This window comes from Pantoea allii, assembly GCF_002307475.1.
In the GTDB taxonomy this organism is placed as follows: domain Bacteria; phylum Pseudomonadota; class Gammaproteobacteria; order Enterobacterales; family Enterobacteriaceae; genus Pantoea; species Pantoea allii.
In genome coordinates this window covers 114,782-138,491 of record NZ_NTMH01000022.1, presented here as the reverse complement: position 1 = coordinate 138,491, position 23,710 = coordinate 114,782, and the positions used below count along the sequence as shown (strand labels likewise).

Genomic DNA, 23,710 nt, shown 5'->3' with positions numbered 1-23,710 from the left:
CGCAGGGGCTGTTATCCATTCATTTCCAACCACTGAGCAGATTGATGAGCGAAATTATTTTTGGTATCCATGCCGTGCAGGCACTGCTGGAACGCGATCCTCAGCGTTTCCAGGACGTCTTTATTCTCAAAGGCCGCGACGATCGTCGCCTGCAACCGCTGGTGACCGCGTTAGAAGCTCAAGGGATCGTGATTCAGCTGGCCGACCGTAAATGGCTGGACAGCCAGGTAGAAGGCGGCGTGCATCAGGGGATTGTGGCGCGGGTGAAGCCCGGCCGCCAGTATCAGGAAGGGGATCTGCCCGACCTGTTACAGAGCCTGGAGAAGCCATTCCTGCTGGTGCTGGACGGCGTTACCGATCCGCACAACCTCGGTGCCTGCTTACGTAGCGCCGATGCTGCCGGTGTCCATGCCGTGATTGTTCCCAAAGATCGCTCCGCACCGCTGAACGCGACCGCGAAAAAAGTCGCCAGTGGTGCTGCCGAAAACGTTCCCCTGATCAGGGTGACGAACCTGGCGCGCACCTTACGCCTGTTGCAGGAATATAACATCTGGGTTGTCGGCACCGCCGGCGAAGCAGACCATACCGTTTACCAAAGCAAGATGACCGGCCCGATGGCGCTGGTGATGGGCGCAGAAGGTGAAGGTATGCGCCGCCTGACACGTGAGCATTGTGATGAGTTGATCAGCATTCCGATGGCCGGAAGCGTTTCATCCCTCAATGTCTCAGTCGCCACTGGCGTGTGTCTGTTTGAAGCGGTACGTCAGCGCAACGCGTGATCGCTGCCGCAAATTCGTTTCTCTGTCAGGTCATAATGGTAACGCACCTTACATACTAAGTGGGTGACATCCGCGAGGAGCCGTTATGACCTGGACAACGCACACCGTTTTCAATCAACCTTTTCCCCTCAGTAACAGCAACCTGTTTCTGTCCGATGTTCCCCTCTGTGACGCACTGTTACGTGAAGGCGGCGGATGGGACAGTGAATGGCTGGCGTCGGTGGGCAGGCAACTGGGCAGCGCCGAATCCCTGGAGCTGGGCAGGCTCGCCAATGCCTGTCCGCCGGAACTCCATCGTTACGACGCTCGCGGTGTCAGGCTGGATGACGTCCGCTTTCATCCGGCCTGGCATTTACTGATGCAGGGCCTTTGCGCCAGCCGCCTGCATAACCTTAGCTGGCAGCCCGACGTACTACCCAATGCCAGTGTGGCCCGTGCGGCCCGGTTTATTCTACATGCCCAGGTCGAGGCCGGGACGCTCTGCCCGGTGACCATGACCCACGCTGCGATTCCCTTGCTACAGCGCTATCTGCCTGCCCATTTTGAATCCTGGATCGATCCTTTACTCAGCGATCATTATGATACGCATGCGGTTTCGGGCGATCAAAAGCGTGGACTGCTGATTGGCATGGGCATGACCGAAAAGCAGGGCGGCAGCGATGTGCTGACCAATACGACGCGTGCGGAGCCTCTTAATGGGCGCGGAAGTGGCGAAGCGTATCGAATCGTCGGCCACAAATGGTTTTTCTCTGTGCCACAAAGTGATGCGCATGTGATTCTTGCGCAAACCCAACAGGGGCTAAGCGCCTTCTTTTTACCCCGCTTACTGCCGGATGGATCTCGTAACGCCATTTTCATTGAGCGGCTAAAAGACAAGCTCGGTAACCGATCCAACGCCAGCAGCGAGGTTGAGTTCAAAGAGGCGACCGGCTGGCTGCTGGGCGACGAGGGAGACGGCGTGCGCCTGATCCTCAAGATGGCGGGCATGACGCGTTTTGACTGCGCGTTGGGCAGCCACGGCCAAATGCGCCGCGCCTTTTCCGTCGCGCTTTATCACACGCATCAGCGTCAGGTTATGGGGAAAAATCTGGTGGATCAGCCGCTGATGCGGCAAGTGCTGGCACGTCAGGCTTTGCAGTTAGAAGGGCAAACGGCACTGCTGATGCGGCTGGCACGCGCGTGGTCCTCGCCGGGCGATGCACATGAGGCGGCGTTTGCCCGGTTATTTACCCCAGCGGCAAAATACGTGATTTGCAAAGCGGGCTCGCCCTTTATCGCCGAGTCGATGGAGATGCTGGGCGGTGCAGGCTACTGCGAAGAGAGTGAACTGCCTCGCCTCTATCGTGACATCCCGGTAAACAGCATCTGGGAAGGATCGGGCAACGTGATGTGCCTGGACGTCCTGCGGGTTTTGACCAAACAGGGCGGCATGCTGGACATGCTCAAACAGGAATTTGACGCAGTGAAAGGATGTAATCGCCATTTCGATCGCAGTTGGCGACAGTTAGCCCTGGGCCTGAGGAAAATTGATGAGGTTCAGGCCCGCGAACTCAGCGAAAATCTGCTGCATCTGGCAACGGCAACGCAGCTGTTGAAGCATGCCGAGCCCTTGCTGGCGGATGCGTGGTGCAGTCAGTGGCTCGACAGGCGCGGTATGCGCTTACTCGAGGGCCCACTGACTGACCGGTTACTGGCGCGCGCCAGCGGCAGGTGAGGCGCCATACAGGATAGCGGTCGTGTACCAGATGCCTGGCGTGATCGTCTCATCAACCATCAGAATCTGATAGTAAACGGCACCGGCCTGGTTGGCGCGCGCGGCAATGGCGCGCTCCGCGTCATCGGGCGAGCCGCGTACGCTGGCGCTAATGGTACCCAGCTTCGGTAAACCGTAACTTTGGGCACGGGTAATGGACTGCGCCTCGCCAGTCGGCGCGGGCGGGGCTTTTGGCGTATCCTGGAACAGCGAGCAGCCACTTAAAAACAGACTTAACGTCAGTAACAGAGCGTAACGCATAGCAGATTCCTGGCAGTCATGTTAACAGGACAAGTGTAAGCCACTGGCTCGCAATCATCACGACTTGATTGAGAACACGCTGACTAACTGTGTCAAATGATGACCTTTGTCACTCAGGCTCTGCGCCGTCTGTTCTGCCTGTGCCACCAACTCGCTATTTTGATGCGTCGCCTGGCTAATCTGGTTCATCGCCAGGTTAACCTGACCAATGCCCGCCGACTGTTGTTGCGCGGCCACGTTAATTTCACCCATCAATGCCTGTACCTGCTCAATATGCGTCACGATATTACTCATCGCATCCCGGGTTTGCTCGGATAACGTATGACCTTCCGCGACGTGACGTATCGAGGTCGCAATCAGCGTATCGATTTCTTTTGCTGCCTGAGCCGAACGCTGTGCCAGCGCGCGCACCTCGGCGGCCACCACGGCAAATCCGCGACCGTGTTCACCTGCACGCGCGGCTTCAACGGCGGCATTCAGGGCCAGAATATTGGTCTGGAACGCAATGGACTCAATGACATGAGTAATGTCAGCAATGCTCTGCGACGATACGTTAATCGCCGACATGGTACTGACCGAGCGCGTCACCGTCTGGTTGCCGTTATTCACGATACCGCTGGCTTCGGCGACCAGAGACATCGCCTGACGCAGGCTATCGGCGGTGTGCTCAACGGTTGCACCAAACTGCTCCATGCTGGCCGATGTCTCTTCGACACTGCTGGCCTGGCGTCCAATCTGCGCACTAATGTTGTGGCTGCTGGCCGCAATCGTATCCGTGCCGTCGCTGATCTCCTGCGCGGCGCTGCGAACCTGAGCGACAATTTTCTCCAGACCTTCGCCAATACCGTTGATCGCGTTAATCAACTGGCCAACTTCGTCATGGCGCCTGGTGTCCAGGTGCTCCAGCAAATTACCGGCGGCATACTGCTCGGCTAAGTGAATAACCTGTTGCAATGGGCGCGTGATGGCGCGGCGGCTGTACCAGACAAAGCAGGGGGCAAACAGCAACACCAGAATCAGTCCGGTGATAAGAAACATATTTCGGCTGTGAATAACCGGTGCCAGCAGGCTGTCACGGTTAACTTCACCGACCACAATCCAGTTCCAGCCGGGCAACTGTTGCCAGGCCAGCATCCTGGCTTCACCGTCGATCTCGGCTTGCTGCACGCCCTCGGGCTGGGTCAGCAGCTGCTTCATGACGCTATCCTGCCAGTCTGGACGTTTGCCTTCGTTCTGTTTATCAAACAGATACTGACCTTGCGCTGCGCCCGGCGAGCCGTTTAGCACATAAAAATGTCCGCTATCGCCAAGACGGCGAGCCAGCACTTTTTCGCGAATCAGGCCATACTGTTTGTCGATCTGTACGCCGACAAATAAAATCGCGATGACGGTGCCGCTGTCGTCTTTTATCGGTTGGTACTGGGTGATGTAGCGGTGGTCAAATAAGGTGGCCAGTCCGCGGTAGGTTTCCCCCTTCGTCACGCTTTTCCAGGCGGCACTGGCGCGGTCCAGTTGGGTACCGATCGCCCGGCTACCATCCTGCTTTTTCAGTGAGGTTGAAATCCGGATGAAATTATCACCATCACGGACAAAGATGGTGGCGACTGCCGCGGTGCGATCTGTAAAATCATCAACGGCAGTCTGATCAAGGTTAAGGGTTTTAAGTCCGGCGCGCAGCGTCGGGGTGGAAAACTCACCAACCTGAATACGTGAGGTTTCATCACGGCTGAAGCGCTTAGGTAAAAAGCTGACGAAGAGCTGAGTGTAGTTGCCCACTTCCTGGGTCAGCGTCGCATTAAACATGGACGTCATTTCAGTGATGCCCTGCACCTGATTGACCATGTCATCTACGGCAAGACTTTCCAGCTGGCGTGAAGCATTCTGGCTTTGAATAAGTGTCAAAGCCAACAACAAAACGCCTACACTGAAGGACGTTATGACGCACAGCTTCACTCCGAGGCTAGTGCGGCTAAGAGAGAAACGTTTCATAGAATACCTTTGTTTTCTTGTCAAATATGCATTAACAACGGCAGCGCAGCGGAAATGTTTAGTTAAGAAATTATTACTATTGTAATGTTGAAAACCCTCACCCGGCTTATGTTTGCTGGCGAGGCGTCCTAATCAGCCCCTGTTTCAGGAGACAAAATGATAGAACTCACCACGGAAAGGTTTGCAGGTATTGAATGTCTGCATGCGGCACCTGCGGGCCAGCGCCAGCAGCGACTGCCAACGGTAGTGTTTTATCATGGCTTTACCTCGTCGAAAGAGGTGTACGCCTACTTTGCTGTGGCACTGGCACAGGCGGGATTTCGTGCGCTAATGCCCGACGCCGATATGCACGGCGCGCGCTACAATGGCGATGCCGACACGCGGTTTACGCATTTTTGGGACATTCTTAAACAGAACATCGATGAATTCCCGTTGATAGAAACGGCGTTGCGCGCCGACGATCTGATTGCCGGTGAACGTCTTGCCGTGGCGGGCGCGTCCATGGGCGGCATGACGGCGCTGGGCATTATGGCGCGCTATCCGCATATTCACAGCGTCGCCTGTATGATGGGTTCCGGCTATTTTATGCAGCTCAGCCAGACGCTTTTCCCTCCCGTCACGGTGACGAGCGAAGAGCAGAAAGCCCTGTTCACGAAACGCATGGCTCCGCTGGCGGAGTATGATCCTTCAAGCCGTCTGCCGAATCTTGCGAACCGGCCGCTCCTGTTATGGCACGGCGAGGCTGACGAAGTGGTGCCTTTCGCGGAAACCCAGCGGCTGGATCGCGCTCTGCGCGAACAGGGGCTTGATGCTCATCTGATCACCTTGTCTGAAAAGCATATCGGCCACAAAATCACGCCGTCGGGCCTGACCGCGCTGGTCAGCTTTTTTAAGCGTCAGCTGTAGCCGTCAACGCCATCACCTCCTGCGTCTGCCACGGTTTATTGCCCTGTTCCCGCTTTCCGCACAAAAGGGCGGGGAACAGGGCGATTTCTGGCCATTTACATGAAATCCCCGCTTGAGTTTGTCCGGCGTCGCCAGTATGATTACGCGTCAATTTTTCAGCTGCATTCAGAGGTGTGTGTCATTTCAATGATTCACAACCTATAACGTTCCTTGCTTCCGTGGGCCGCAGCTGACCCTGACAGGAGGCTGAATAATCCGTAAGGAGCAATTTCGATGCGTCATTACGAAATCGTATTTATGGTTCATCCTGACCAGAGCGAACAGGTTCCGGGCATGATCGAGCGTTACACTGGTGCTATCACTGGTGCAGAGGGCACGATCCACCGTCTGGAAGACTGGGGCCGTCGTCAGCTGGCTTACCCGATCAACAAACTGCACAAAGCACACTACGTTCTGCTGAACGTAGAAGCGCCGCAGGAAGCGATCGATGAGCTGGAAACGAACTTCCGCTTCAACGACGCCGTTATCCGTAGCATGGTTATGCGCGTTAAAAACGCGGTAACTGAAGCATCACCGATGGTTAAAGCGAAAGACGAGCGTCGTGAGCGCCGCGAAGATTTTGCTAACGAATCCGCTGATGACTCAGATGCTGGGGATTCTGAAGAGTAATCCATCGTGACGGTTAATCGGCTGCGCTTGTCTGGCACTGTGTGTAAGACGCCAGTTCGGAAAATTAGCCCGTCAGGAATTCCGCACTGTCAGTTCGTGCTTGAGCACAACTCGGTGCAGGAGGAGGCCGGATTTCACCGGCAAGCCTGGTGTCGAATGCCTGTTATTATTAGCGGCAGCGCCCATCAGGTGATTACTCAACATATAACGGTCGGCACGCAACTCATTCTCGAAGGCTTTATCAGCTGCCATCAGGCGCGAAATGGTCAGAGTAAAATGGTGTTACATGCCGAGCAGATTGAATTGATAGATTCTGGAGACTAGCCAAATGGCACGTTATTTCCGTCGTCGCAAGTTCTGCCGTTTCACCGCGGAAGGCGTTCAAGAGATCGATTATAAAGATATCGCAACGCTGAAAAACTACATCACTGAAAGCGGCAAGATTGTACCAAGCCGTATCACTGGTACTCGCGCAAAATACCAGCGTCAGCTGGCTCGTGCTATCAAGCGCGCGCGTTACCTGTCTCTGCTGCCGTACACTGATCGTCATCAGTAATCGGCAACTGTCCATTAACGACTTTAAGAGGATAAGGTAATGCAAGTTATTCTGCTTGATAAAGTAGCAAACCTGGGCAGCCTGGGTGATCAGGTTAACGTTAAAGCGGGCTACGCTCGTAACTTCCTGGTTCCACAGGGTAAAGCTGTTCCTGCTACCAAGAAAAACGTTGAATTCTTCGAAGCACGCCGTGCAGAACTGGAAGCCAAACTGGCTGACGTTCTGGCAGCATCAAATGCGCGCGCAGAAAAAATCAACGCACTGGGCACCGTTACCATCACGTCTAAAGCAGGCGATGAAGGTAAACTGTTCGGTTCCATCGGTACTCGCGACATCGCTGACGCTGTAACTGCAGCTGGCGTTGACGTGGCTAAGAGCGAAGTTCGTTTACCGAACGGCGTTCTGCGCACCACCGGTGAGCACGAAGTGGACTTCCAGGTTCACAGCGAAGTATTCGCGAAACTGATCGTGAACGTAGTAGCAGGTTAATTTTATTAATCTGCCGCACCTGAACGCCGACACTTGTGTCGGCGTTTTTGTTTTAAGCCCTGAATAACCTTCCTTTTGCCCGCTTGCCGCACCGCACAAGCATCGACATGTTCAACACAGAATGCAGCGCTATTTTATTGTTGGCCAACCGGGTGCCAAATCTCTGTCTCTGTCTCTGTCTCTGTCTCTGTCTCTGTCTCTGTCTCTGTTCCTGTAGCCGGAACGCTGCGCCCGGCGCGCTTTCCTGCCGAGGCTGAAATCATCCTGTCTTTACTTGCGCTGCGGGTCTGCGTGGGAAGCGTGCTGGTAAAGAACATCAAACAACCGTGTTAGCGCCCATCCAGTGGCGTTTCGCCACCGGTTGTCGCTTATTCCACGCGCAGAAAGCTGCCGTCTGGCTGGCGGGTAAACAGCACCGGGCCGTTCGTACCATCCAGCGTTAATCCTGTTACCACACCTTTCGCATCCCGACGTACTTTCACCTGTTGACCTTCTTTCAGCGTACTGAGCGGCTGACCGTTGCCCTCCACGCGCGCCATCGCAAACACGTCATTAACCGGGAGGTTATTGTCGCGGAACAGCTGCGCCAGCGTCTGCCCGGAGGCGATTTGGTAGCTACGCCAGTCGCCCTGCGAATCGGCTTTTGCCTCCGGCTGGGAGGTGGATTTAGCGGGTTTGTTATCATAAATGTCCGCCTGCATCGGTACCTCTTTTTCAGCCGAGGGGGTAACGGGACGCTCTACCGGATACTGCGGTGTGCTGGACGGCCAGAGGAAGGCCAGCAACAGGATGAATACGGCAATCACAATTCCACGGCGGTGCAACGCCGGCAACGGGTCCATCCAGCGAATATCGTCTGTAAAATGCCAGAGGCGATACAGCCAGTTTGGCAGGCGAGACGGGACGTCTGAAGTCATATCGGGTTCCTCCGCTCCGGCACCTTGCGGCTGCTTTCGTTGCGGCAGTCGAGCTTGTAACCGGGTTAACATACGCCGTGCGAGCATCCTGCGGCGACGAGGGGCAATCTGGCCCATATTTTCTCTCTTTCTTATTGTGCCACTGATAAGGGGAAACGTGTCACTTATACAGTATGGGCAATGTGGACGCGAAGTGCCTGCCAGCATTGATAAATTTGACCTGCGTATTGTTTCTCTTTCGCCAGCAAAAGTCATCTACGACGCTGCGGATTTTACGCCAGCGGCCTGCGCTGCTATGCTGCCCGTCTTACTATATCCGAGAGTGAAAGGAACGAAGATGACTACCCCTTCTTTCGACAGCGTCGAAGCACAAGCAAGTTACGGTATTGGTTTACAGGTTGGCCAGCAGCTGCTGGAGTCTGGTCTGCAGGGGCTGCAGCCAGAAGCACTGCTCGCGGGCCTGCGCGACGCGCTGGAAGGGAACTCACCCGCGGTGCCTGTTGATGTGGTTCACCGCGCGCTGCGTGAAGTTCATGAGCGGGCTGAAAGCGTGCGTCGTGAGCGCGTGGAAGCGATGGCCGCAGAAGGCCAGGCTTTCCTGCAGCAGCATGCCCAGCGTGAAGGCGTCAGCAGCACCGAGTCAGGTTTACAGTTCAGCGTGATTACCCAGGGCGAAGGCGCGATTCCTTCCCGTCAGGACCGCGTACGTGTGCACTATACCGGCAAACTGATTGACGGCACCGTATTCGACAGCTCCGTTGCCCGTGGCGAACCCGCTGAATTCCCGGTGACTGGCGTGATTGCAGGCTGGATCGAAGCGCTGACGCTGATGCCTGTTGGCTCTAAGTGGGAACTGGTGATCCCGCACGACCTCGCTTACGGTGAGCGCGGTGCCGGTGCTTCCATTCCGCCGTTCAGCACCCTGATTTTTGAAGTTGAACTGCTGGAAATCCTGTAAAGGATAAGGGCGGCACCGTGCCGCCCTTAGGTATTTTACTGTTGTAGATTTACCTGCCAGATAGCAAATCCCGTCTCGTCATTCCCTGTTGCCTTCATCGGATATTGCGCATACTGCTGAATAAAGCGAGTTGCTTTATCGCCAGGTGCGGTCTCAAAACGAATATCAAGAGGCTGTGCGCTATGTATCGCGGCCAGTCGCCAGTTATGATCGGCCTGCGGACGGACCTCGCCATTCTTTTTGGTTTCTGCACTGATATAAGCCGCCAGTATTGCGCGATTTTCATCCGGCGAGGCAAAAGCAATGTACTTATCGCCTGTTCCGGCAAATTTTCCGCTGTAGGCACGGTAGTTATTGGTCGCCACCAGGAAGGTCGCTTTAGGATCGACAGGTTTCCCCTGCCAGCGCAGATCTTTAATGCGTGAAGCATCAGGATGGATCAGTTTGCACTCTTCGTCGTAACGGGCCGGTTGTGTCACATCAATTTGATAGCTGACACCGTCGATAACGTCGAAGTTATAGGTGCGAAAATCCCAGTTGATCAACGGCTGCGTCCGGCTGCTGGCAGGATCGATCTGATTAAACTGGCCCGCAGAGCATTCCAGCCACTCTTTCACCTGTTCGCCGCTGACTTTCATCACCACCAGGGTGTTGGGATACAAATAGAGGTCGGCCGCATTACGGAACGTCAGGTTGCCTTTCTCGACCTCCACATAGCTGGCAGGATCGTTCTTGCGCCCGCCGGCTTTAAAGGGGGCCGCCGCTGACAGCACCGGCAGCTTCGCCAGGTCGGGATCGCCCTGAATAAAATGTTCAACATAGGCACGCTGCGCATTATTCACAATCTGTACGGTCGGATCGTCCTGAACCAGTGACAGATAGCTGTACATCACATCAGCCGATTTGCCGATGGGCTGAGCTACAAATTCGCGGGTAGCATGATGATCGTCTTTCAGAACCTTAACCAGTGCGGGATCTTCAGCGGCCAGCGATTTTTTATGGGCGGTGTCATAGATGGGGCGCGCCTGTGCTGTACCGCCAGTGACCTGCCAGCGACCATCACCGTTGTTTAGCACCAGATCTACCACACCCAAATGATCGCCCCACATGCCTGGCATCACCGCAGGAATACCGTTTAGTGTGCCTTTCTCGATATCCGCACCTTTGATCCCGGCAAACTCCTTGCCCGGGAACACGGCATGCGCATGACCAAACATAATGGCATCAATGCCTGCAACCTCGCTGAGGTAGTAGACAGAGTTTTCGGCCATCGCCTGATAGGGTTCGCTGCTCAGGCCCGAGTGGGCAAGGGCGATAACCACATCCGCGCCTTTTGCTCGCATTTCTGGCACGTAGCGGCGTGCGGTTTCAGTGATGTCATCTACCCGAACGTTGTTCTGCAGGTTAGTTTTATCCCACACCATAATCTGCGGGGGAACAAAGCCGATATAGCCTACCTGCAAAGTATGCGTTTTCCCGTCACGATCGGTCACGCGAGTGGGTTTAATCAGATAAGGGGTAAAAAGCGGCTTGCCGCTTTTAAGATCGATGACGTTTGCATTGACATAGGGGAAACGCGCGCCCGCCAGTGCCTTGTGCAGATAGGGCAGGCCGTAGTTGAATTCATGGTTGCCCAGCGTACCCACGCTATAGTCCAGTGTGTTCATGGCTTTATAGACCGGATGAACATCGCCCTGTTTAAGTCCTTTGGCTGCCATATAGTCGCCCAAGGGACTGCCCTGAATAAGGTCGCCATTGTCCACTAATACGCTGTTGGTGACTTCCTGACGTGCTGCATGGATCAGCGACGCCGTGCGCACCAGACCGTATTTTTCTGTGGGCGTATCTTTGTAATAGTCGAAGTCCATCATATTACTGTGCAGATCGGTTGTTTCCAGCACGCGCAAATCCACGGTGGCTCCCTGTACTGCAACTGAAACGCTCAACGCCAGTAACATCATTCCCGCCTTAAACATGCTCTCTCCCAAAGCTAAAAGATCAAGGCTACAAAAATAATGTAAAAGTCTGATGAAAGGGCAGATTAAATCGTGATGGATGTAACGTTTTGAGCCTGCCATCCGTCGCGCTCGGGCCGTCGATCTCATCGCTTAAGCCGAATAAGATCGTTGCTATTTCTGTCTATTGTGTTGATATAGCTGAAAAATGATTCAGAATGTTTGCCTGAAATCAGCGGTAAGCATGAAGCTGCTAGACTGTACTCCAATGGGTATGACAGTTAACGCGTAGCATTCGCATACATGAGGTGAAAAATGTTAGAGCAAATAAGCCAACTGGCGCGTGAAGCAGGCGACGCGATTATGCAGGTCTACAACGGTTCTGTTCCGGCAGAGATTTCCCACAAAGCGGATGATTCTCCTGTCACGGCGGCAGACCTGGCCGCTCATGATGTGATTGTATCGGGCCTAAAACGGCTGACGCCGGATATCCCGGTCCTGTCAGAAGAAGATCCGCCTGGCTGGGATGTCCGCCAGCACTGGCAGCGCTACTGGCTGGTCGACCCGCTGGATGGCACCAAAGAATTTATCAAACGTAACGGTGAGTTTACCGTGAACATCGCATTGATTGAGCAGGGTAAGCCGGTCATGGGCGTGGTTTACGCGCCCGCACTGGGCGTGATGTATTCCGCCGCAGAGGGCAAAGCCTGGAAAGAAGAGAACGGAGAGCGACAGCAAATTCATGTGCTTGATGCGCGTCCGCCGTTAGTGGTGGTGAGTCGTTCACATAATGACGATGAAGAGATGCAGGAATACCTGAAGCAACTGGGTGAACACCAGACGGTTGCGACCGGTTCTTCCTTGAAGTTTTGCCTGGTGGCTGAAGGGAAAGCCCAACTCTATCCGCGTTTTGGGCCAACCAACATCTGGGATACGGGTGCGGGCCATGCCGTAGCCGCTGCTGCGGGTGCGCACGTACATGACTGGCAGGGAAGAACGCTGGACTACGCGCCGCGTGAGTCTTTCCTTAACCCGGGCTTTCGCGTTTCACTGTTTTGATGCAGTGCGGGAGGCATCAGCCTCCCGCCTTCATCTTTATCTACTCTTGCAACAGCGACCTTAATAAGGTCATCACCTGCTCAACCTCCTGCTGAGACAGGGCACCATCTTTAACGTATTTAACCTGGCCTGTTTTATCCAACACCACAATAGCCGAGCCGCCCTGCTGCAATTGCCAGGCGTGCTGCACGTTACCCTGGCTGTCGACAATAAACTGCGACCACGGATACTGCTGCTTATTACTGTGAATACTGCTGCGGACAAACATGCTGGTGCCGGGAATAGCATCATCGGTGTTAACAATCGTGGTGGTCTGATAGCGATCGTGAGGCAACCTGGCTGCCTTAATTGCTTCAACCAACGCAGCGTTCATCTCTTTCGCTGATGAGCGTCCGGCAATATGTTGTACCACCCGCACTTTTCCACTTAGCTGGGCGCTGTTCCAGTTTTTATAACTGAATTTTTCCTGCTGTAAAATCAGCTCGCCTTTATCATTAACGCCTACCGCCGGTACACGTTTTCCCAGCTCAATATCGTGAGCCAGTGCGCTGACGGGAATCAACAGTGATAAAGCCAGTGCTGCCAGAGTTACACGCATCATCATCCTCTCCAGTGATCAGACCAGTTAGTCATTCAACTGTAATAGTAAGCAGGGATGATGCGCCTGTCTCAAAAAGCTGTCAGCTTTGTTATCGACTACACAATTCCGTAACGAATGAAGGTTTATACTGAATAGTGAAAAGTAAATAACAGAGTATTCTGTAATGTTCTGTCAGAACGGTAAAAAAACTTATTTCTTATCGTGCGAAGTAAACAGAGTGTTCTATAGTTTATCTCGAATTCGCGCTTCATGGACCCGTACCGAATTTGGCAACGGTGAAGCGTGCTTAAAAATGAAGGAGTTAATCAGTATGAAAATCTTCCAGCGCTATAATCCACTACAGATAGCAAAATATGTTAAGACGCTGTTTAAAGGAAGGTTATACATCAAGGATGTTGGCGCATTCGAGTTTGATAAAGGTAAAGTCCTGATCCCACGGGTCAAAGACAAACAGCACCTGAGCGTGATGTCAGAAATTAACCGCCAGGTCGTTCGTCTCAAGCTAGAGTTCAACTAAAAAACAGGGCGCCGATGGCGCCCTTAGTCTTTCTATTCTTCGGTTTTTGCCACATTCAGCATCGGCGGTCGTTCATCAATCCGCGTTACCAGCAGCTGGTCAATTCGGTAGCTGTCGATATCCACCACTTCAAACTTGTAGCCTGCAAACTTCACAAAGTCCGTCCGTTTCGGGATCTTGCGCAGCATATACATCATAAAGCCGCCAATCGTTTCGTAGTTACCCGACTGCGGAAAATCATCGATATCCAGCACGCGCATAACATCATCAATTGGCGTACCGCCTTCCACCAGCCAGGAATTCTCGTCACGCGCGACAATTTGCTCTTCCATGCCCTGGCCTACAAGGTCGCCCATCAGCGTCGTCATGACATCGTTAAGTGTGATGATGCCGACCACCAGCGCATACTCGTTCATGATGACCGCGAAGTCATCGCCTGCCGTTTTAAAGCTTTCCAGCGCTTCAGACAACGTCAGGGTATCCGGTACGATAAGCGCAGAGCGGATTTGAACGCCGCTGTTCAGCGCCATGCTCTGATTACCCAGAACGCGCAGCAATAATTCTTTGGAATCAACGTAGCCGACAATGTGGTCAATATCGCCATTACAGACCAGGAATTTGGAGTGAGGATGTTGAGCGATTTTGGTTTTCAGGCTGACTTCATCTTCATGCAGATCGAACCAGACGATGTTTTCACGTGAGGTCATGGATGAAGGTACGGTACGGGATTCCAGTTCGAATACGTTTTCGATCAGCTCATGTTCCTGTTTGCGCAGTACACCGGCCAGCGCGCCTGCTTCCACAACCGCATAGATATCATCTGAGGTGATATCGTCTTTGCGCACCATCGGCAGTTTAAAGACGCGAAAGAACACGTTGGCCAGACCGTTAAACAACCACACCAGCGGGCGCATCACCAGCAAACAGAAGCGCATGGGATTGATAATCCGCAGAGCAATGGTTTCGGGCGCGATCATGCCTACCCGTTTCGGCGTTAAGTCGGCAAACAGAATAAACAGGCTGGTTACGATGGTGAACGAGCAGATAAAGCTGAGTTGTTCGGCAAGGTCATGTGACACAAAACGGTTGAACAGGCTGGAAAAGGCCGGCGAAAACGCTGCATCACCCACGATACCACCGAGGATAGCCACGGCATTCAGACCGATTTGCACCACGGTGAAGAACATGCCAGGGGTTTCCTGCATTTTCAAAACGCGCTGGGCGTTGATGTTGCCCTGGTCAGCAAGAAGTTTCAGCTTAATCTTGCGGGCGGCGGCCAACGAGATTTCCGACAGAGAGAAAAAAGCACTGATTACAATCAGTAGCAGAATGACAAGTAGGCTATCAAGCATATGAGATCCAAAGAGTTATTCACTTGTCATTTTTGGCCTGGGCAGCGTGCGGTTTATGCGCTCATTCCCTGTAGTGGCGACTTAAGGGGAGCTATCCGTGCCAAAAATGTCTGCGCCCATTCAACAATATCAGTGAGGTGCAGGGGCAGAAATGAAGACAGGCGGGATGCCTGCGGTGGGTGATTATAGCAGCAGCGACGATGCCGCCGCCAGAGGGCAAACGATGGCTTCCTGTGTCCGGTGCCATTGGCAGGCATCTGCTGGCACCTTGATGCGCTAGCGCGCATTAAACACCCTATCGGTGATATCAGAGCGGGTACGGAAAATCTTCAACGGATTCAGTTTCGGCTCCTTTGCGCCGAAGAAGGTAATCAGGAGCAGAAAACTTGTTCCTTTTGCTAACGAGGAGTTAGCGGCGGCAGTCATGGCTTATGGGGAGCGACTGAACCAGCCTGATATTCCACCCCAGGTTGATGAACTGCGAGGATACTTCCGGGCGCAGTTGACCATGAAGATAGTGAACTATGGCCTGAAAGCCAACGTCATTTTCGAGCTTATCCATGACAGTGATAACAAAACTCAGTCACGCTGAGCACGTCTGAAGCGCCACGCCTTGAAAGCAATGACCGGCGGCTGTGAGAAGGCTGCCACCGCCGCGCCACATGCCAGGCCTATGCCACCCGAAACGACTGACGGTGCCGAGCCAAAGGCAAGCAGTACGAGGAATACTGCCAGGCAGAGCAGCACAGCACAGGTGGCGATGATAAAGCGTCTCGCCAGATCATGAATGGCTTCGCCCAAGGTATCGCCAACGCGCTGCGTGTTTTTTTTGATTCTGCCCAGCTCACGAGGTGTAAAACCGGCATGCAAAAGCGTTTCTTCGCTGACTTTCATTTTCCCTCATACTGAATTTAAAAACCCTTAAAGGTCTGTATATCAGATTATAAACAGAACGGCGACACAGACCAGCACAGGACGAGGAGGCTCAACATGCCTGCCATGTTCTAAGTGTGGTTCGGGGTGATCTCCCATGCCTTTCATATGAATGTTGAGAGCGTCGCGTAGGCGCATCTAAGGGCGCTCATTGGGTTGTGGAGCGAGATTCCGAAAGAAAACATTCTCTACGAAGCATCTCTCAATCCGGGCATGAAGCCGGGCCAGGAAGACGCCACGGAATGCCTGCAGAGCGTTTTCGACGTGTTGATTACGCCGCCTGTCATCAATCGCCCGGTCAGCGGGCAAACTGCAATGACGCCCAGGACGTTACAACGCCGTTGTAACCTAAGTGGGTTTTGCCGACAATAATGCTCAATTTGGCTTAGATCTCGTTGTACACTGCCAGTTGGCAAAAAGTGCGGCTATGATGAGTGAGTTGCCGTCGCGATTGTATCGGTAACGAGGATTAACACGCGCCCTGTGGAATGGGGCAGGCATGACAGACAGGAGTACAAGTGCCACGATTTTATGTTTATTGCATGACGGGTTTGCTGCTCGTCGCGCCCGCCTTCGGGGCGGCACCGGTTCGACTACAGCTGGAAGGGCTAACCGGAGAACTGCAAAAAAACGTCAGGGCACGCCTGTCGACCATTAGCAGCGACGAAGTCACCAACGACGGCCGCTTTCGCTCTCGCGTCTCTTCGGCGATCAAAGAGGGACTGCGCGCGCTTGGCTATTATGAGCCGGATATCGACTTCGAATCGCGCCCCGCGCCTCCTCAGGGTGGCCGTCCGGTGTTAATCGCCCGTGTTACGCCTGGTCAGCCGATAAAAATTGCGGGCAGTACGATTGTCGTCACCGGTCAGGCGAAAAACGATGCGGATTATAAAAACTGGATTGCACAGGGACGGCCCAAAGTCGGGACGGTGCTTAACCACGGCCAGTACGATAAATTCAAAAGCGGCTTTACCAACCTTGCCCTGCGTAACGGCTATTTCGATGGTGAGTTTGAAAAAAGCCAGTTAGGTGTGTCTGTTGACCGCCATGAAGCCTTTTGGGATCTGGACTACAACAGCGGTCCGCGTTATCGCTTTGGCGATGTCACCTTTGAAGGCTCGCAGATCCGCGAAGCCTATTTGCAAAATTTAGTGCCCTTCAAAGAGGGGGATTACTACAGTTCCCGCGATCTGGCTGAACTTAACCGCCGTCTTTCCGCGACCGGCTGGTTCCAGTCAGTGGTGGTTGCGCCCGAGTTTAAGCAGGGCCGTAAAACCAAAGTTCTGCCCTTAAATGCCGTGGTGTCACCCCGCGCTAAAAATACCATTGAAGCCGGTGTCGGTTATTCGACGGATGTTGGACCGCGCCTGAAAGGAACGTGGAGAAAACCCTGGGTTAACGATCGGGGCCACAGTATGGCCGCCAGTGCCTATGTTTCCGCCCCCGAGCAGCAGGTCGATCTCAGTTACAAAGTCCCGTTGCTGAAAAGCCCACTGGAGCAGTACTACACCTTTTCCGGCGGCCTGAAACGCACCGATCTTAACGACACCAAAGCAGATACCAGTACGCTGGCGGTATCGCGCAACTGGGACAGCAGCAGCGGCTGGCAAAGAGCCCTTAACCTGCGCTGGAGCCTGGATCACTTTACGCAGGGTAACGTCACCAATACCACGATGCTGCTCTATCCCGGCGTCAGTCTGAACCGCACCCGTTCACGCGGCGGCTTAATGCCAACCTGGGGCGATTCGCAGCGTTATTCCGCAGATGTGTCCGATACCACATGGGGTTCGGATGTCGATTTCTTAATCCTGCAGGCGCAAAACGTCTGGATTCGCACGCTGGGTGAAAAGAACCGTTTTATCGCCCGCGGTACGGTGGGCTGGATTGAAACCAACGACTTTGACAAAGTGCCGCCGGATCTGCGCTTCTTCGCCGGTGGTGACCGCAGTATTCGCGGTTATAAATATAAAAACGTCTCTCCACGTGACAGTGACGGCAAGCTGACCGGCGCATCCAAAATGGTTACCGGCTCGCTGGAATATCAGTACAACGTCAGCGGCAAATGGTGGGGCGCGGTGTTTGTCGACTCAGGCGAGGCGGTCAATGACATTAAGCAAAGCAATGTAAAAACCGGTGCAGGTATTGGGGTGCGTTGGTCATCACCGGTGGGGCCCATTAAGTTTGATATTGCCCGCCCCATTGGGGATAGCGAGGAGCATGGTGTGCAATTTTACGTAGGGTTGGGGCCTGAACTATGAAGCGCTGGAAAAAGGTCCTGATTGGCTTTCTGATTTTTTTGGTTTTGCTGTTTGCGGGTTTGGCATTTTTAATTGGTACGACGCCGGGATTACATCTGGTGTTAAACGGCGCGTCGCGCTGGGTGCCGGGCTTGTCGATCAACAAAGTGGACGGCGGCTGGCGTAATCTTACCCTTAGTGGATTGCGCTATGAGATGCCTGGCGTCAGCGTTAATGCGGGCACTATCCATCTTGCTGTGGATCTCAACTGCCTGCTGCACTCGTCGGTCTGTGTTAACGATCTGACGCTGAAAGATATCAGTGTGGTGGTCGACAGCAAAAAGATGACGCCATCGACGGCACCCCCGGAAGAAGAGAGCGGCACCAGCAATCTCAGCACACCTTATCCGATCAGCCTGCGTCATGTGGGCCTGCACAACATCAGCGTGAAAGTCGATGAGAGCGCTATTTCGCTGGCGGATTTTACCACCGGCTTGCAGTGGCAGGATCGTGCCCTGACGCTGAATCCCACCCATATCCAAAGTTTGCTGATAGCGCTGCCTAAAGCGGCGCAGGTGGCTAAAGAGCAGGTGGTGCAACCCAAAGTACAACAGCCTCAGCCGGATGAGAAGCCGTTGGGCGAAACCTTACAGGCGCTGTTTGCAAAACCGCTGTTGCCCGCGCAGCCCGACTTTCAGCTACCGCTGGATATTGATGTACAGGAAATTCTGGGCGAGCAGCTACGCATCACCGGTGATACTGATATTTCGGTTAGCCGACTGCGGGTTAAGGCGAAAACGCTGGACCGCCATATGCAGTTGCAAACGCTGGAGGTTGACTCAAATCTGGGCAAGCTGAACGGCGCTGGTCAGGCTACGCTGGCTGACAACTGGCCCGTTGATTTTGCCCTGAACGGTGAGGTGAACGTTGACCCTGTCAAAGGGGAAAAACTCAGTTTGACCTTAAAGGGGGCGATGCGTGACGAGTTGAAACTGGCGCTGAACCTTTCCGGCCCGGTACGCGCACAGCTTGATGCCAGCGCTCAGCCCGCCGTGGCTGGTCTACCGCTGGCGTTAAACCTGACCAGTCCGCAGTTGCGCTGGCCGCTGGCCGGGGCGATTCAGTATCAGGCCGATAACCTTAACTATCAGTTCAAAGGCAAGGCGACAGACTATGTCATGTCTCTGCGCACCTCGGTCAAAGGGGAATCAGTGCCGCCTGCTACGGTCGCGCTGGATGGCAAAGGCAACGTACAACAGTTCAGTCTGGATAAGCTGCGTGTGGCGGCGTTGCAGGGCAACATCGATCTCACCGCGCTGGTGGACTGGAGCAAAGCCATCAGCTGGCGCAGTGAGTTGACGCTGGACGGCATCAATACCGCGCGCCAGTATCCTGACTGGCCGGCGAAACTGGACGGTAAGATTACCACCCGTGGCAGCCTGTATGGTGGCAGCTGGCAGGTGAGCGTACCGCAGCTGATGCTAAAAGGTAACGTTAAACAGAACGCGGTAAGCGCTGACGGCACCTTGCGGGGCAACAGCTACAACCAGTGGGATATTCCCGGCATCAAGATAGCGCTGGGACGTAATCATCTGGATGTAAAAGGCAGCCTGGCCGATACACTCAACCTGGATGCCAGCGTTGATGCTCCGCATCTCGATAATGCGCTGCCGGGGCTGGGCGGGGTGGTCAAAGGGGATATCAAGGCACGGGGAACGCTGAAAGCGCCACAACTGCTGGCCGATCTTACCGCCACCGGTTTACGCTGGCAGCAACTGCTTGTCCGCCGCATCACCCTGAAGAGTGATGTGCGCTCCAGCGAGCAAATCGCCGGTAAGCTGCAGTTGCGGGTTGAGCAGTTGACGCAGGATGCACTTAATATCAGCCTGCTGACGCTCAATGCCGATGGCGATGAAAAGCAGCACCAGCTCAAACTCAACGTGCAGGGCAAGCCGGTGTCAGGCCAGCTCGCGCTGACAGGCAGCTTCGACCGTCAGACCGAGCAGTGGAAGGGCAATCTGAACAATACGCGTTTTGATACGCCGGTGGGGGAATGGCGACTGACGCGCGCCATGGCGATCGACTATGTCAATCAGAAACAGACCGCCACCATTGGCCCGCACTGCTGGCAAAACCCCAATGCGCAACTCTGTGTGCCTGAACCCATAGAAGCCGGGCCAGATGGCCATGCTCATGTGGTGTTAAACCGTTTTGACCTTGCGATGTTAAAACCTTTCCTCACTAACCAGACACAGCTGAGCGGCGTGTTTAGCGGGGATGCCCGAGTAAACTGGACGGCGGACGGCAAACTGCCGACCGGCAGCCTGGCGCTGAAGGGCAACGGCGTTAAAGTCGCGCAGGATGTGCAGGGCAATACGCTGCCTGTCGCCTTTAACACGCTCAATATCAATGCCGCACTACGCGATGGACGGGCGCAGCTCGACTGGCTGATTCGTATCGTTAACAACGGTCAACTGGATGGCAATGTGCAGATCACCGATCCGCAACAGCGCCGAACGCTGGGCGGTAATGTGAATATCCGCAATATCTCTCTGGCAATAATCAATCCGGCGTTGATGCAGGGTGAAAGCATTAAAGGCAATCTGAACAGTAACCTACGCCTCGGCGGAACGGCACAGCAGCCCCAGGTCTTTGGTCAACTCGGCCTGAAAGATGTGAATGTGAAAGGCAACTTTATGCCGGTGGATTTAACCCGCGCCAGCCTCAACATGGTGTTCAACGGCATGAGCTCAACCCTGAATGGTCTGCTGCAGACCGCGCAGGGCAATATCAACCTCACGGGTGATGCGGACTGGAGCCAACTGGACAACTGGCGTGCACGTGTCGCCGCCAAAGGAAGTCGGGTACGGGTTACGGTGCCGCCAATGGTGCGGATGGATGTCTCGCCGGATGTGGTCTTTGAAGCCACGCCAGCCGCCTTTAACCTTGACGGCCGGGTGGATATTCCCTGGGCACGCATTACGGTACAAGAGGTGCCAGAGAGCGCGGTGGGCGTCTCCTCTGACGAGGTCATGCTGGATAAAAACCTTAAACCGATTGAGCCTCAAACCGCTTCAATACCGATTAACAGTAACCTGATTATCCATGTCGGCAACGACGTGCGCCTGTCCGCATTTGGCCTGAAAGCGCGACTGAATGGCGACCTGAAAATGGTACAGGATAAATCAGGTCTTGGGCTGAACGGACAGATCAACATTCCTTCCGGCCGTTTCCATGCCTATGGCCAGGATTTAATCGTACGCAAAGGCGAGCTGCAATTCGCCGGGCCACCGGATCAGCCTTACATCAACCTGGAGGCGATTCGTAATCCGGATGCGACGGAGGACAGCGTGACGGCAGGCCTGCGCGTTACCGGACTGGCGGACGAGCCGAAAGTTGAAGTGTTCTCGGACCCGGCGATGTCACAGCAGGAAGCCCTTTCTTACCTGTTACGGGGTCAGGGACTGAAGAGCGACGGTGACGGTAATGCACTAACTTCAGCGTTAGTGGGGTTAGGGGTTGCACAAAGTGGTCAGGTTGTGGGTAAAATCGGCGAGACATTCGGCGTCAGTAACCTTGCTCTTGATACCACCGGCGTTGGCGACAGTCAGCAGGTGCAGGTCAGTGGCTATGTACTGCCGGGTCTACAAGTAAAATACGGAGTGGGCATCTTTGATTCACTGGCAACGTTAACCTTACGTTACCGCCTGATGCCTAAACTCTATTTGGAAGCCGTGTCCGGTGTGGATCAGGCTCTTGATTTGCTTTATCAGTTTGAGTTTTAGCAATGCGAATAATTGTCTATGGCAGTTTACGGCGCAAACAGGGAAACAGTCACTGGATGACACACGCGCAATGGTTGGGTGACCATCAGATTGAGGGCTATGAACTCTACAGTCTTGGTCACTATCCCGGCGTGGTTAATGGCGAAGGAAAGGTATATTGCGAAGTATACCGGATTGATGCCTCCATCCTCGCCGAGTTAGATGCGCTTCGTACTAAAGGTGGAGAATACAAACGTCATCTGATTCAGACGCCGTTCGGTAGCGCATGGCTTTATGTCTATCAACGTTCAGTCTCAGGACGCCAGCGTATTATGAGTGGTGACTGGCTGAAGCGTGATGAGGAGTCGAAAGCCTGAATAAAAACACCGTCCAGTTGGACGGTGTTTTTATTTGTTCAGCTGAGATGAATCACGCAGCCAGGAAACAGAATTACTTCTTAGCCGCACGCTCGAAAGAAGAGATGATTTCGGCTTTTGCCGCTTCAGCGTTATCCCAGCCGTCAACCTTAACCCATTTGCCTTTTTCCAGATCTTTGTAGTGCTCAAAGAAGTGGGTGATCTGCGCACGCAGCAGTTCTGGCAGGTCGTTCACATCTTTAATGTGATCGTACTCTTTGGTGAGCTTGGTGTGCGGAACGGCAACCAGTTTGGCATCTTCACCTGACTCGTCGGTCATTTTCAACACGCCAACTGGGCGGCAACGGATGACTGAGCCTGGCTCCAGTGGGTACTGGGTTGGTACCAGCACGTCGACCGGATCACCATCCAGCGACAGGGTATGGTTGATGTAACCATAGTTGCACGGATAGAACATCGCAGTGGACATGAAGCGATCCACAAACAGGGCACCAGACTCTTTATCAACTTCATATTTGATCGGATCGGCATTGGCCGGGATCTCAATAATTACGTAGATATCTTCTGGCAGGTCTTTACCTGCTGGCACCTGGTTCAAACTCATCGGGTATTCCTTTAGTCGTCGTATGTTGAGTGTCGGTTATTATAGCCAACTGACTGTGAAAGTCCGCCCCCTTTTTGGCGTTTCAGAATGCTCCTCAACGCTATTTGGCGGTGATAAACAAGGAAACAATGCCCGCAGCAATCAGTGGCCCTACCGGGACGCCACGGAAAAACGCCACACCAATCACCGTCCCCATTAACAATCCGCCAATAACGGAAGGCTGTACGCTCATAAAACTCACGCCACGTCCGCCCAGCCAGGCGACAAAAATGCCCACCAGAATCGCCACAATCGACTGCCAGCTGGCAAAGGACTTCAGCAGTGATGACGCAGGCAGCGAACCGCTCGCCAGCGGTGCCATGACCGCCACCGTAAGAATGATAATGCCTAATGTAATGCCCTGTTTTTCCACGTAAGGAAAGAACTGTGCCAGCGGAGTCAGTTTAATGGCCAGCAGAATCAATATAGAAAGGGTTACGGCGGTGTTGTGAACAAAGTAACTCAGCACGGCAAGGCCGATTAAAATAAGCGTGGAGGCATAAGCAGCCATGATTTTTTCCTGCAGGTAAATGAAAACGTCGGCGAATAGCCAGTAACGAACTGACATTAATCAACAATCGTCGGGGTTAGCGCAACTGCCTTTGTTTAAAGATTGCAGCATCAGCGTTTGATCGCGCACCAGCGCAATGCCCTGTGTGCCGAGCGCAACGGACCCCAGTGTGCCCTGGGTGCTGAGCTGGCTGCGGCTGGCGGCCAGCCAGGCATCACGATAGCTGAGCCAGGCCCGCTGTGCCGCACGCAATTTATCCTTGGGTTCACCGCTTAATTTTTTCATCAGTAAACCGTACTGGGTGTTCATTTCCTTATCCCAGCCTTTCATGGCGCTGTCATTACACTGCACCATTGCAAGCGTGGTGCTGGCTTTATTAAGGCACTGATTTAGCTGAAGATCGATATCGGACTGCTGCGCGAATGCGCCTCCGCAGTTAACCACCAGCGCCAGTATTAACCCTCTCTTCATGCTTTTCCTCTTT

Annotated in this window: 24 protein-coding genes; 14 read left to right on the top strand and 10 right to left on the bottom strand. The window is 54.0% G+C overall.

Features of this window, described 5'->3' with window-relative positions; genetic code table 11:
* The first annotated feature begins 44 nt into the window (after positions 1 to 44).
* Together rlmB and CMR03_RS07860 are read left to right on the top strand one after the other, a co-directional pair.
* Positions 45 to 779 (top strand): 23S rRNA (guanosine(2251)-2'-O)-methyltransferase RlmB, encoded by a 735-nt coding sequence (gene rlmB, locus CMR03_RS07865; protein WP_096011272.1) that lies wholly within the window; start codon positions 45 to 47, stop codon positions 777 to 779.
* 85 nt (positions 780 to 864) lie between these two features.
* Complete coding sequence (locus CMR03_RS07860) at positions 865 to 2,493, top strand: isovaleryl-CoA dehydrogenase (protein WP_096011244.1); 1,629 nt, start codon at positions 865 to 867, stop codon at positions 2,491 to 2,493.
* On the opposite strand, the gene bsmA is transcribed toward CMR03_RS07860, so the two are convergent.
* Together bsmA and CMR03_RS07850 are read right to left on the bottom strand one after the other, a co-directional pair.
* The gene (gene bsmA, locus CMR03_RS07855) at positions 2,467 to 2,793 is read right to left on the bottom strand and encodes a biofilm peroxide resistance protein BsmA (RefSeq protein WP_063877406.1); all 327 of its coding nucleotides are present in this window, start codon (positions 2,791 to 2,793) and stop codon (positions 2,467 to 2,469) included. The two genes, CMR03_RS07860 and bsmA, sit on opposite strands and share 27 nt — an antisense overlap.
* A 57-nt stretch (positions 2,794 to 2,850) precedes the next feature.
* On the bottom strand, positions 2,851 to 4,782 hold the full coding sequence (locus CMR03_RS07850) for a methyl-accepting chemotaxis protein (RefSeq protein ID WP_096011243.1): 1,932 nt from the start codon (positions 4,780 to 4,782) through the stop codon (positions 2,851 to 2,853).
* A gap of 156 nt (positions 4,783 to 4,938) precedes the next feature.
* Here CMR03_RS07850 and yjfP point away from each other — a divergent pair, with 156 nt between their 5' ends.
* The 5 genes from yjfP to rplI all read left to right on the top strand — a co-directional run bounded on the left by yjfP (position 4,939) and on the right by rplI (position 7,402).
* Positions 4,939 to 5,688, top strand: a complete 750-nt coding sequence (yjfP, locus tag CMR03_RS07845) for an esterase (RefSeq protein WP_096011242.1) — start codon at positions 4,939 to 4,941, stop codon at positions 5,686 to 5,688.
* Between the two features lie 273 nt (positions 5,689 to 5,961).
* Positions 5,962 to 6,357, top strand: coding sequence for a 30S ribosomal protein S6 (gene rpsF / locus CMR03_RS07840; RefSeq protein WP_063877403.1), 396 nt, complete (start codon positions 5,962 to 5,964; stop codon positions 6,355 to 6,357).
* A 6-nt stretch (positions 6,358 to 6,363) separates the two neighbouring features.
* Positions 6,364 to 6,681: a primosomal replication protein N gene (gene priB, locus CMR03_RS07835; RefSeq protein WP_013027390.1), complete on the top strand. Its 318-nt coding sequence runs from the start codon at positions 6,364 to 6,366 to the stop codon at positions 6,679 to 6,681.
* A 4-nt stretch (positions 6,682 to 6,685) separates the two neighbouring features.
* Positions 6,686 to 6,913 carry a 30S ribosomal protein S18 gene (gene rpsR, locus CMR03_RS07830; protein WP_000135199.1) on the top strand — a complete coding sequence of 76 codons (228 nt, stop codon included), beginning with the start codon at positions 6,686 to 6,688 and terminating at the stop codon, positions 6,911 to 6,913.
* Between the two features lie 39 nt (positions 6,914 to 6,952).
* Entirely contained in the window at positions 6,953 to 7,402 is a 450-nt protein-coding gene (gene rplI / locus CMR03_RS07825; RefSeq protein ID WP_006120926.1) for a 50S ribosomal protein L9, read from the top strand.
* A 368-nt stretch (positions 7,403 to 7,770) separates the two neighbouring features.
* On the opposite strand, the gene CMR03_RS07820 is transcribed toward rplI, so the two are convergent.
* The gene (locus CMR03_RS07820; RefSeq protein ID WP_156506640.1) at positions 7,771 to 8,436 is read right to left on the bottom strand and encodes an OapA family protein; all 666 of its coding nucleotides are present in this window, start codon (positions 8,434 to 8,436) and stop codon (positions 7,771 to 7,773) included.
* Positions 8,437 to 8,656: 220 nt separating this feature from the next.
* Between CMR03_RS07820 and bamJ the strand changes: the two genes are divergently transcribed.
* Positions 8,657 to 9,277, top strand: a complete 621-nt coding sequence (bamJ, locus tag CMR03_RS07815) for a BamJ family beta-barrel-assembly machinery protein (RefSeq protein ID WP_063877400.1) — start codon at positions 8,657 to 8,659, stop codon at positions 9,275 to 9,277.
* A gap of 35 nt (positions 9,278 to 9,312) precedes the next feature.
* On the opposite strand, the gene CMR03_RS07810 is transcribed toward bamJ, so the two are convergent.
* Complete coding sequence (locus CMR03_RS07810; RefSeq protein WP_096011241.1) at positions 9,313 to 11,253, bottom strand: bifunctional 2',3'-cyclic-nucleotide 2'-phosphodiesterase/3'-nucleotidase; 1,941 nt, start codon at positions 11,251 to 11,253, stop codon at positions 9,313 to 9,315.
* A 294-nt stretch (positions 11,254 to 11,547) separates the two neighbouring features.
* Here CMR03_RS07810 and cysQ point away from each other — a divergent pair, with 294 nt between their 5' ends.
* Positions 11,548 to 12,291, top strand: coding sequence for a 3'(2'),5'-bisphosphate nucleotidase CysQ (gene cysQ, locus CMR03_RS07805; RefSeq protein WP_063877398.1), 744 nt, complete (start codon positions 11,548 to 11,550; stop codon positions 12,289 to 12,291).
* Positions 12,292 to 12,331: 40 nt separating this feature from the next.
* On the opposite strand, the gene CMR03_RS07800 is transcribed toward cysQ, so the two are convergent.
* Positions 12,332 to 12,889: a YtfJ family protein gene (locus CMR03_RS07800; protein ID WP_063881039.1), complete on the bottom strand. Its 558-nt coding sequence runs from the start codon at positions 12,887 to 12,889 to the stop codon at positions 12,332 to 12,334.
* A gap of 313 nt (positions 12,890 to 13,202) precedes the next feature.
* Here CMR03_RS07800 and CMR03_RS07795 point away from each other — a divergent pair, with 313 nt between their 5' ends.
* Positions 13,203 to 13,409, top strand: a complete 207-nt coding sequence (locus CMR03_RS07795; protein WP_003855513.1) for a DUF1107 domain-containing protein — start codon at positions 13,203 to 13,205, stop codon at positions 13,407 to 13,409.
* Between the two features lie 32 nt (positions 13,410 to 13,441).
* On the opposite strand, the gene paeA is transcribed toward CMR03_RS07795, so the two are convergent.
* Entirely contained in the window at positions 13,442 to 14,761 is a 1,320-nt protein-coding gene (gene paeA, locus CMR03_RS07790) for a polyamine export protein PaeA (protein ID WP_063877397.1), read from the bottom strand.
* Between the two features lie 424 nt (positions 14,762 to 15,185).
* On the opposite strand from paeA, the gene CMR03_RS25205 reads away from it, so the two are divergent.
* A complete protein-coding gene (locus CMR03_RS25205; RefSeq protein ID WP_158087011.1) occupies positions 15,186 to 15,353 on the top strand; it encodes a hypothetical protein in 168 nt (55 codons plus the stop codon).
* On the opposite strand, the gene CMR03_RS07785 is transcribed toward CMR03_RS25205, so the two are convergent.
* Complete coding sequence (locus CMR03_RS07785) at positions 15,341 to 15,655, bottom strand: hypothetical protein (protein WP_096011240.1); 315 nt, start codon at positions 15,653 to 15,655, stop codon at positions 15,341 to 15,343. The genes CMR03_RS25205 and CMR03_RS07785 overlap by 13 nt on opposite strands.
* Before the next feature lie 581 nt (positions 15,656 to 16,236).
* On the opposite strand from CMR03_RS07785, the gene tamA reads away from it, so the two are divergent.
* The 3 genes from tamA to CMR03_RS07770 are packed head-to-tail and all read left to right on the top strand — an operon-like array spanning position 16,237 to position 22,072.
* Positions 16,237 to 17,952 (top strand): autotransporter assembly complex protein TamA, encoded by a 1,716-nt coding sequence (gene tamA, locus CMR03_RS07780; RefSeq protein WP_172823915.1) that lies wholly within the window; start codon positions 16,237 to 16,239, stop codon positions 17,950 to 17,952.
* Positions 17,949 to 21,716 (top strand): autotransporter assembly complex protein TamB, encoded by a 3,768-nt coding sequence (gene tamB, locus CMR03_RS07775; protein ID WP_096011239.1) that lies wholly within the window; start codon positions 17,949 to 17,951, stop codon positions 21,714 to 21,716. Before tamA ends, tamB begins: the two co-directional genes overlap by 4 nt.
* A 2-nt stretch (positions 21,717 to 21,718) precedes the next feature.
* Positions 21,719 to 22,072 (top strand): gamma-glutamylcyclotransferase family protein, encoded by a 354-nt coding sequence (locus tag CMR03_RS07770; RefSeq protein WP_063877394.1) that lies wholly within the window; start codon positions 21,719 to 21,721, stop codon positions 22,070 to 22,072.
* Positions 22,073 to 22,145: 73 nt separating this feature from the next.
* On the opposite strand, the gene ppa is transcribed toward CMR03_RS07770, so the two are convergent.
* The 3 genes from ppa to CMR03_RS07755 form a co-directional block, all read right to left on the bottom strand.
* Complete coding sequence (gene ppa / locus CMR03_RS07765) at positions 22,146 to 22,676, bottom strand: inorganic diphosphatase (protein ID WP_063877393.1); 531 nt, start codon at positions 22,674 to 22,676, stop codon at positions 22,146 to 22,148.
* Positions 22,677 to 22,776: 100 nt separating this feature from the next.
* Positions 22,777 to 23,226, bottom strand: coding sequence for a DUF441 domain-containing protein (locus CMR03_RS07760; RefSeq protein ID WP_063881038.1), 450 nt, complete (start codon positions 23,224 to 23,226; stop codon positions 22,777 to 22,779).
* Positions 23,227 to 23,286: 60 nt separating this feature from the next.
* The gene (locus tag CMR03_RS07755) at positions 23,287 to 23,697 is read right to left on the bottom strand and encodes a lysozyme inhibitor LprI family protein (RefSeq protein WP_063881037.1); all 411 of its coding nucleotides are present in this window, start codon (positions 23,695 to 23,697) and stop codon (positions 23,287 to 23,289) included.
* Between the last annotated feature and the right edge of the window lie 13 nt (positions 23,698 to 23,710).

What these genes read in the sequence shown, in the direction of transcription:
- CMR03_RS07770 (WP_063877394.1), top strand. Translation starts at nt 21,719, where the DNA reads ATGCGAATAATTGTCTATGGCAGTTTACGGCGCAAACAGGGAAACAGT.
- CMR03_RS07785 (WP_096011240.1), bottom strand. Translation starts at nt 15,655, where the DNA reads ATGAAAGTCAGCGAAGAAACGCTTTTGCATGCCGGTTTTACACCTCGT.
- bamJ (WP_063877400.1), top strand. Translation starts at nt 8,657, where the DNA reads ATGACTACCCCTTCTTTCGACAGCGTCGAAGCACAAGCAAGTTACGGT.
- rpsF (WP_063877403.1), top strand. Translation starts at nt 5,962, where the DNA reads ATGCGTCATTACGAAATCGTATTTATGGTTCATCCTGACCAGAGCGAA.
- tamA (WP_172823915.1), top strand. Translation starts at nt 16,237, where the DNA reads ATGACGGGTTTGCTGCTCGTCGCGCCCGCCTTCGGGGCGGCACCGGTT.
- rpsR (WP_000135199.1), top strand. Translation starts at nt 6,686, where the DNA reads ATGGCACGTTATTTCCGTCGTCGCAAGTTCTGCCGTTTCACCGCGGAA.
- CMR03_RS07820 (WP_156506640.1), bottom strand. Translation starts at nt 8,436, where the DNA reads ATGGGCCAGATTGCCCCTCGTCGCCGCAGGATGCTCGCACGGCGTATG.
- rlmB (WP_096011272.1), top strand. Translation starts at nt 45, where the DNA reads ATGAGCGAAATTATTTTTGGTATCCATGCCGTGCAGGCACTGCTGGAA.
- CMR03_RS07795 (WP_003855513.1), top strand. Translation starts at nt 13,203, where the DNA reads ATGAAAATCTTCCAGCGCTATAATCCACTACAGATAGCAAAATATGTT.
- tamB (WP_096011239.1), top strand. Translation starts at nt 17,949, where the DNA reads ATGAAGCGCTGGAAAAAGGTCCTGATTGGCTTTCTGATTTTTTTGGTT.
- CMR03_RS07860 (WP_096011244.1), top strand. Translation starts at nt 865, where the DNA reads ATGACCTGGACAACGCACACCGTTTTCAATCAACCTTTTCCCCTCAGT.
- ppa (WP_063877393.1), bottom strand. Translation starts at nt 22,676, where the DNA reads ATGAGTTTGAACCAGGTGCCAGCAGGTAAAGACCTGCCAGAAGATATC.
- yjfP (WP_096011242.1), top strand. Translation starts at nt 4,939, where the DNA reads ATGATAGAACTCACCACGGAAAGGTTTGCAGGTATTGAATGTCTGCAT.
- CMR03_RS07800 (WP_063881039.1), bottom strand. Translation starts at nt 12,889, where the DNA reads ATGCGTGTAACTCTGGCAGCACTGGCTTTATCACTGTTGATTCCCGTC.
- paeA (WP_063877397.1), bottom strand. Translation starts at nt 14,761, where the DNA reads ATGCTTGATAGCCTACTTGTCATTCTGCTACTGATTGTAATCAGTGCT.
- CMR03_RS07760 (WP_063881038.1), bottom strand. Translation starts at nt 23,226, where the DNA reads ATGGCTGCTTATGCCTCCACGCTTATTTTAATCGGCCTTGCCGTGCTG.
- CMR03_RS07850 (WP_096011243.1), bottom strand. Translation starts at nt 4,782, where the DNA reads ATGAAACGTTTCTCTCTTAGCCGCACTAGCCTCGGAGTGAAGCTGTGC.
- rplI (WP_006120926.1), top strand. Translation starts at nt 6,953, where the DNA reads ATGCAAGTTATTCTGCTTGATAAAGTAGCAAACCTGGGCAGCCTGGGT.
- cysQ (WP_063877398.1), top strand. Translation starts at nt 11,548, where the DNA reads ATGTTAGAGCAAATAAGCCAACTGGCGCGTGAAGCAGGCGACGCGATT.
- bsmA (WP_063877406.1), bottom strand. Translation starts at nt 2,793, where the DNA reads ATGCGTTACGCTCTGTTACTGACGTTAAGTCTGTTTTTAAGTGGCTGC.
- CMR03_RS07755 (WP_063881037.1), bottom strand. Translation starts at nt 23,697, where the DNA reads ATGAAGAGAGGGTTAATACTGGCGCTGGTGGTTAACTGCGGAGGCGCA.
- CMR03_RS25205 (WP_158087011.1), top strand. Translation starts at nt 15,186, where the DNA reads ATGGCTTATGGGGAGCGACTGAACCAGCCTGATATTCCACCCCAGGTT.
- CMR03_RS07810 (WP_096011241.1), bottom strand. Translation starts at nt 11,253, where the DNA reads ATGTTTAAGGCGGGAATGATGTTACTGGCGTTGAGCGTTTCAGTTGCA.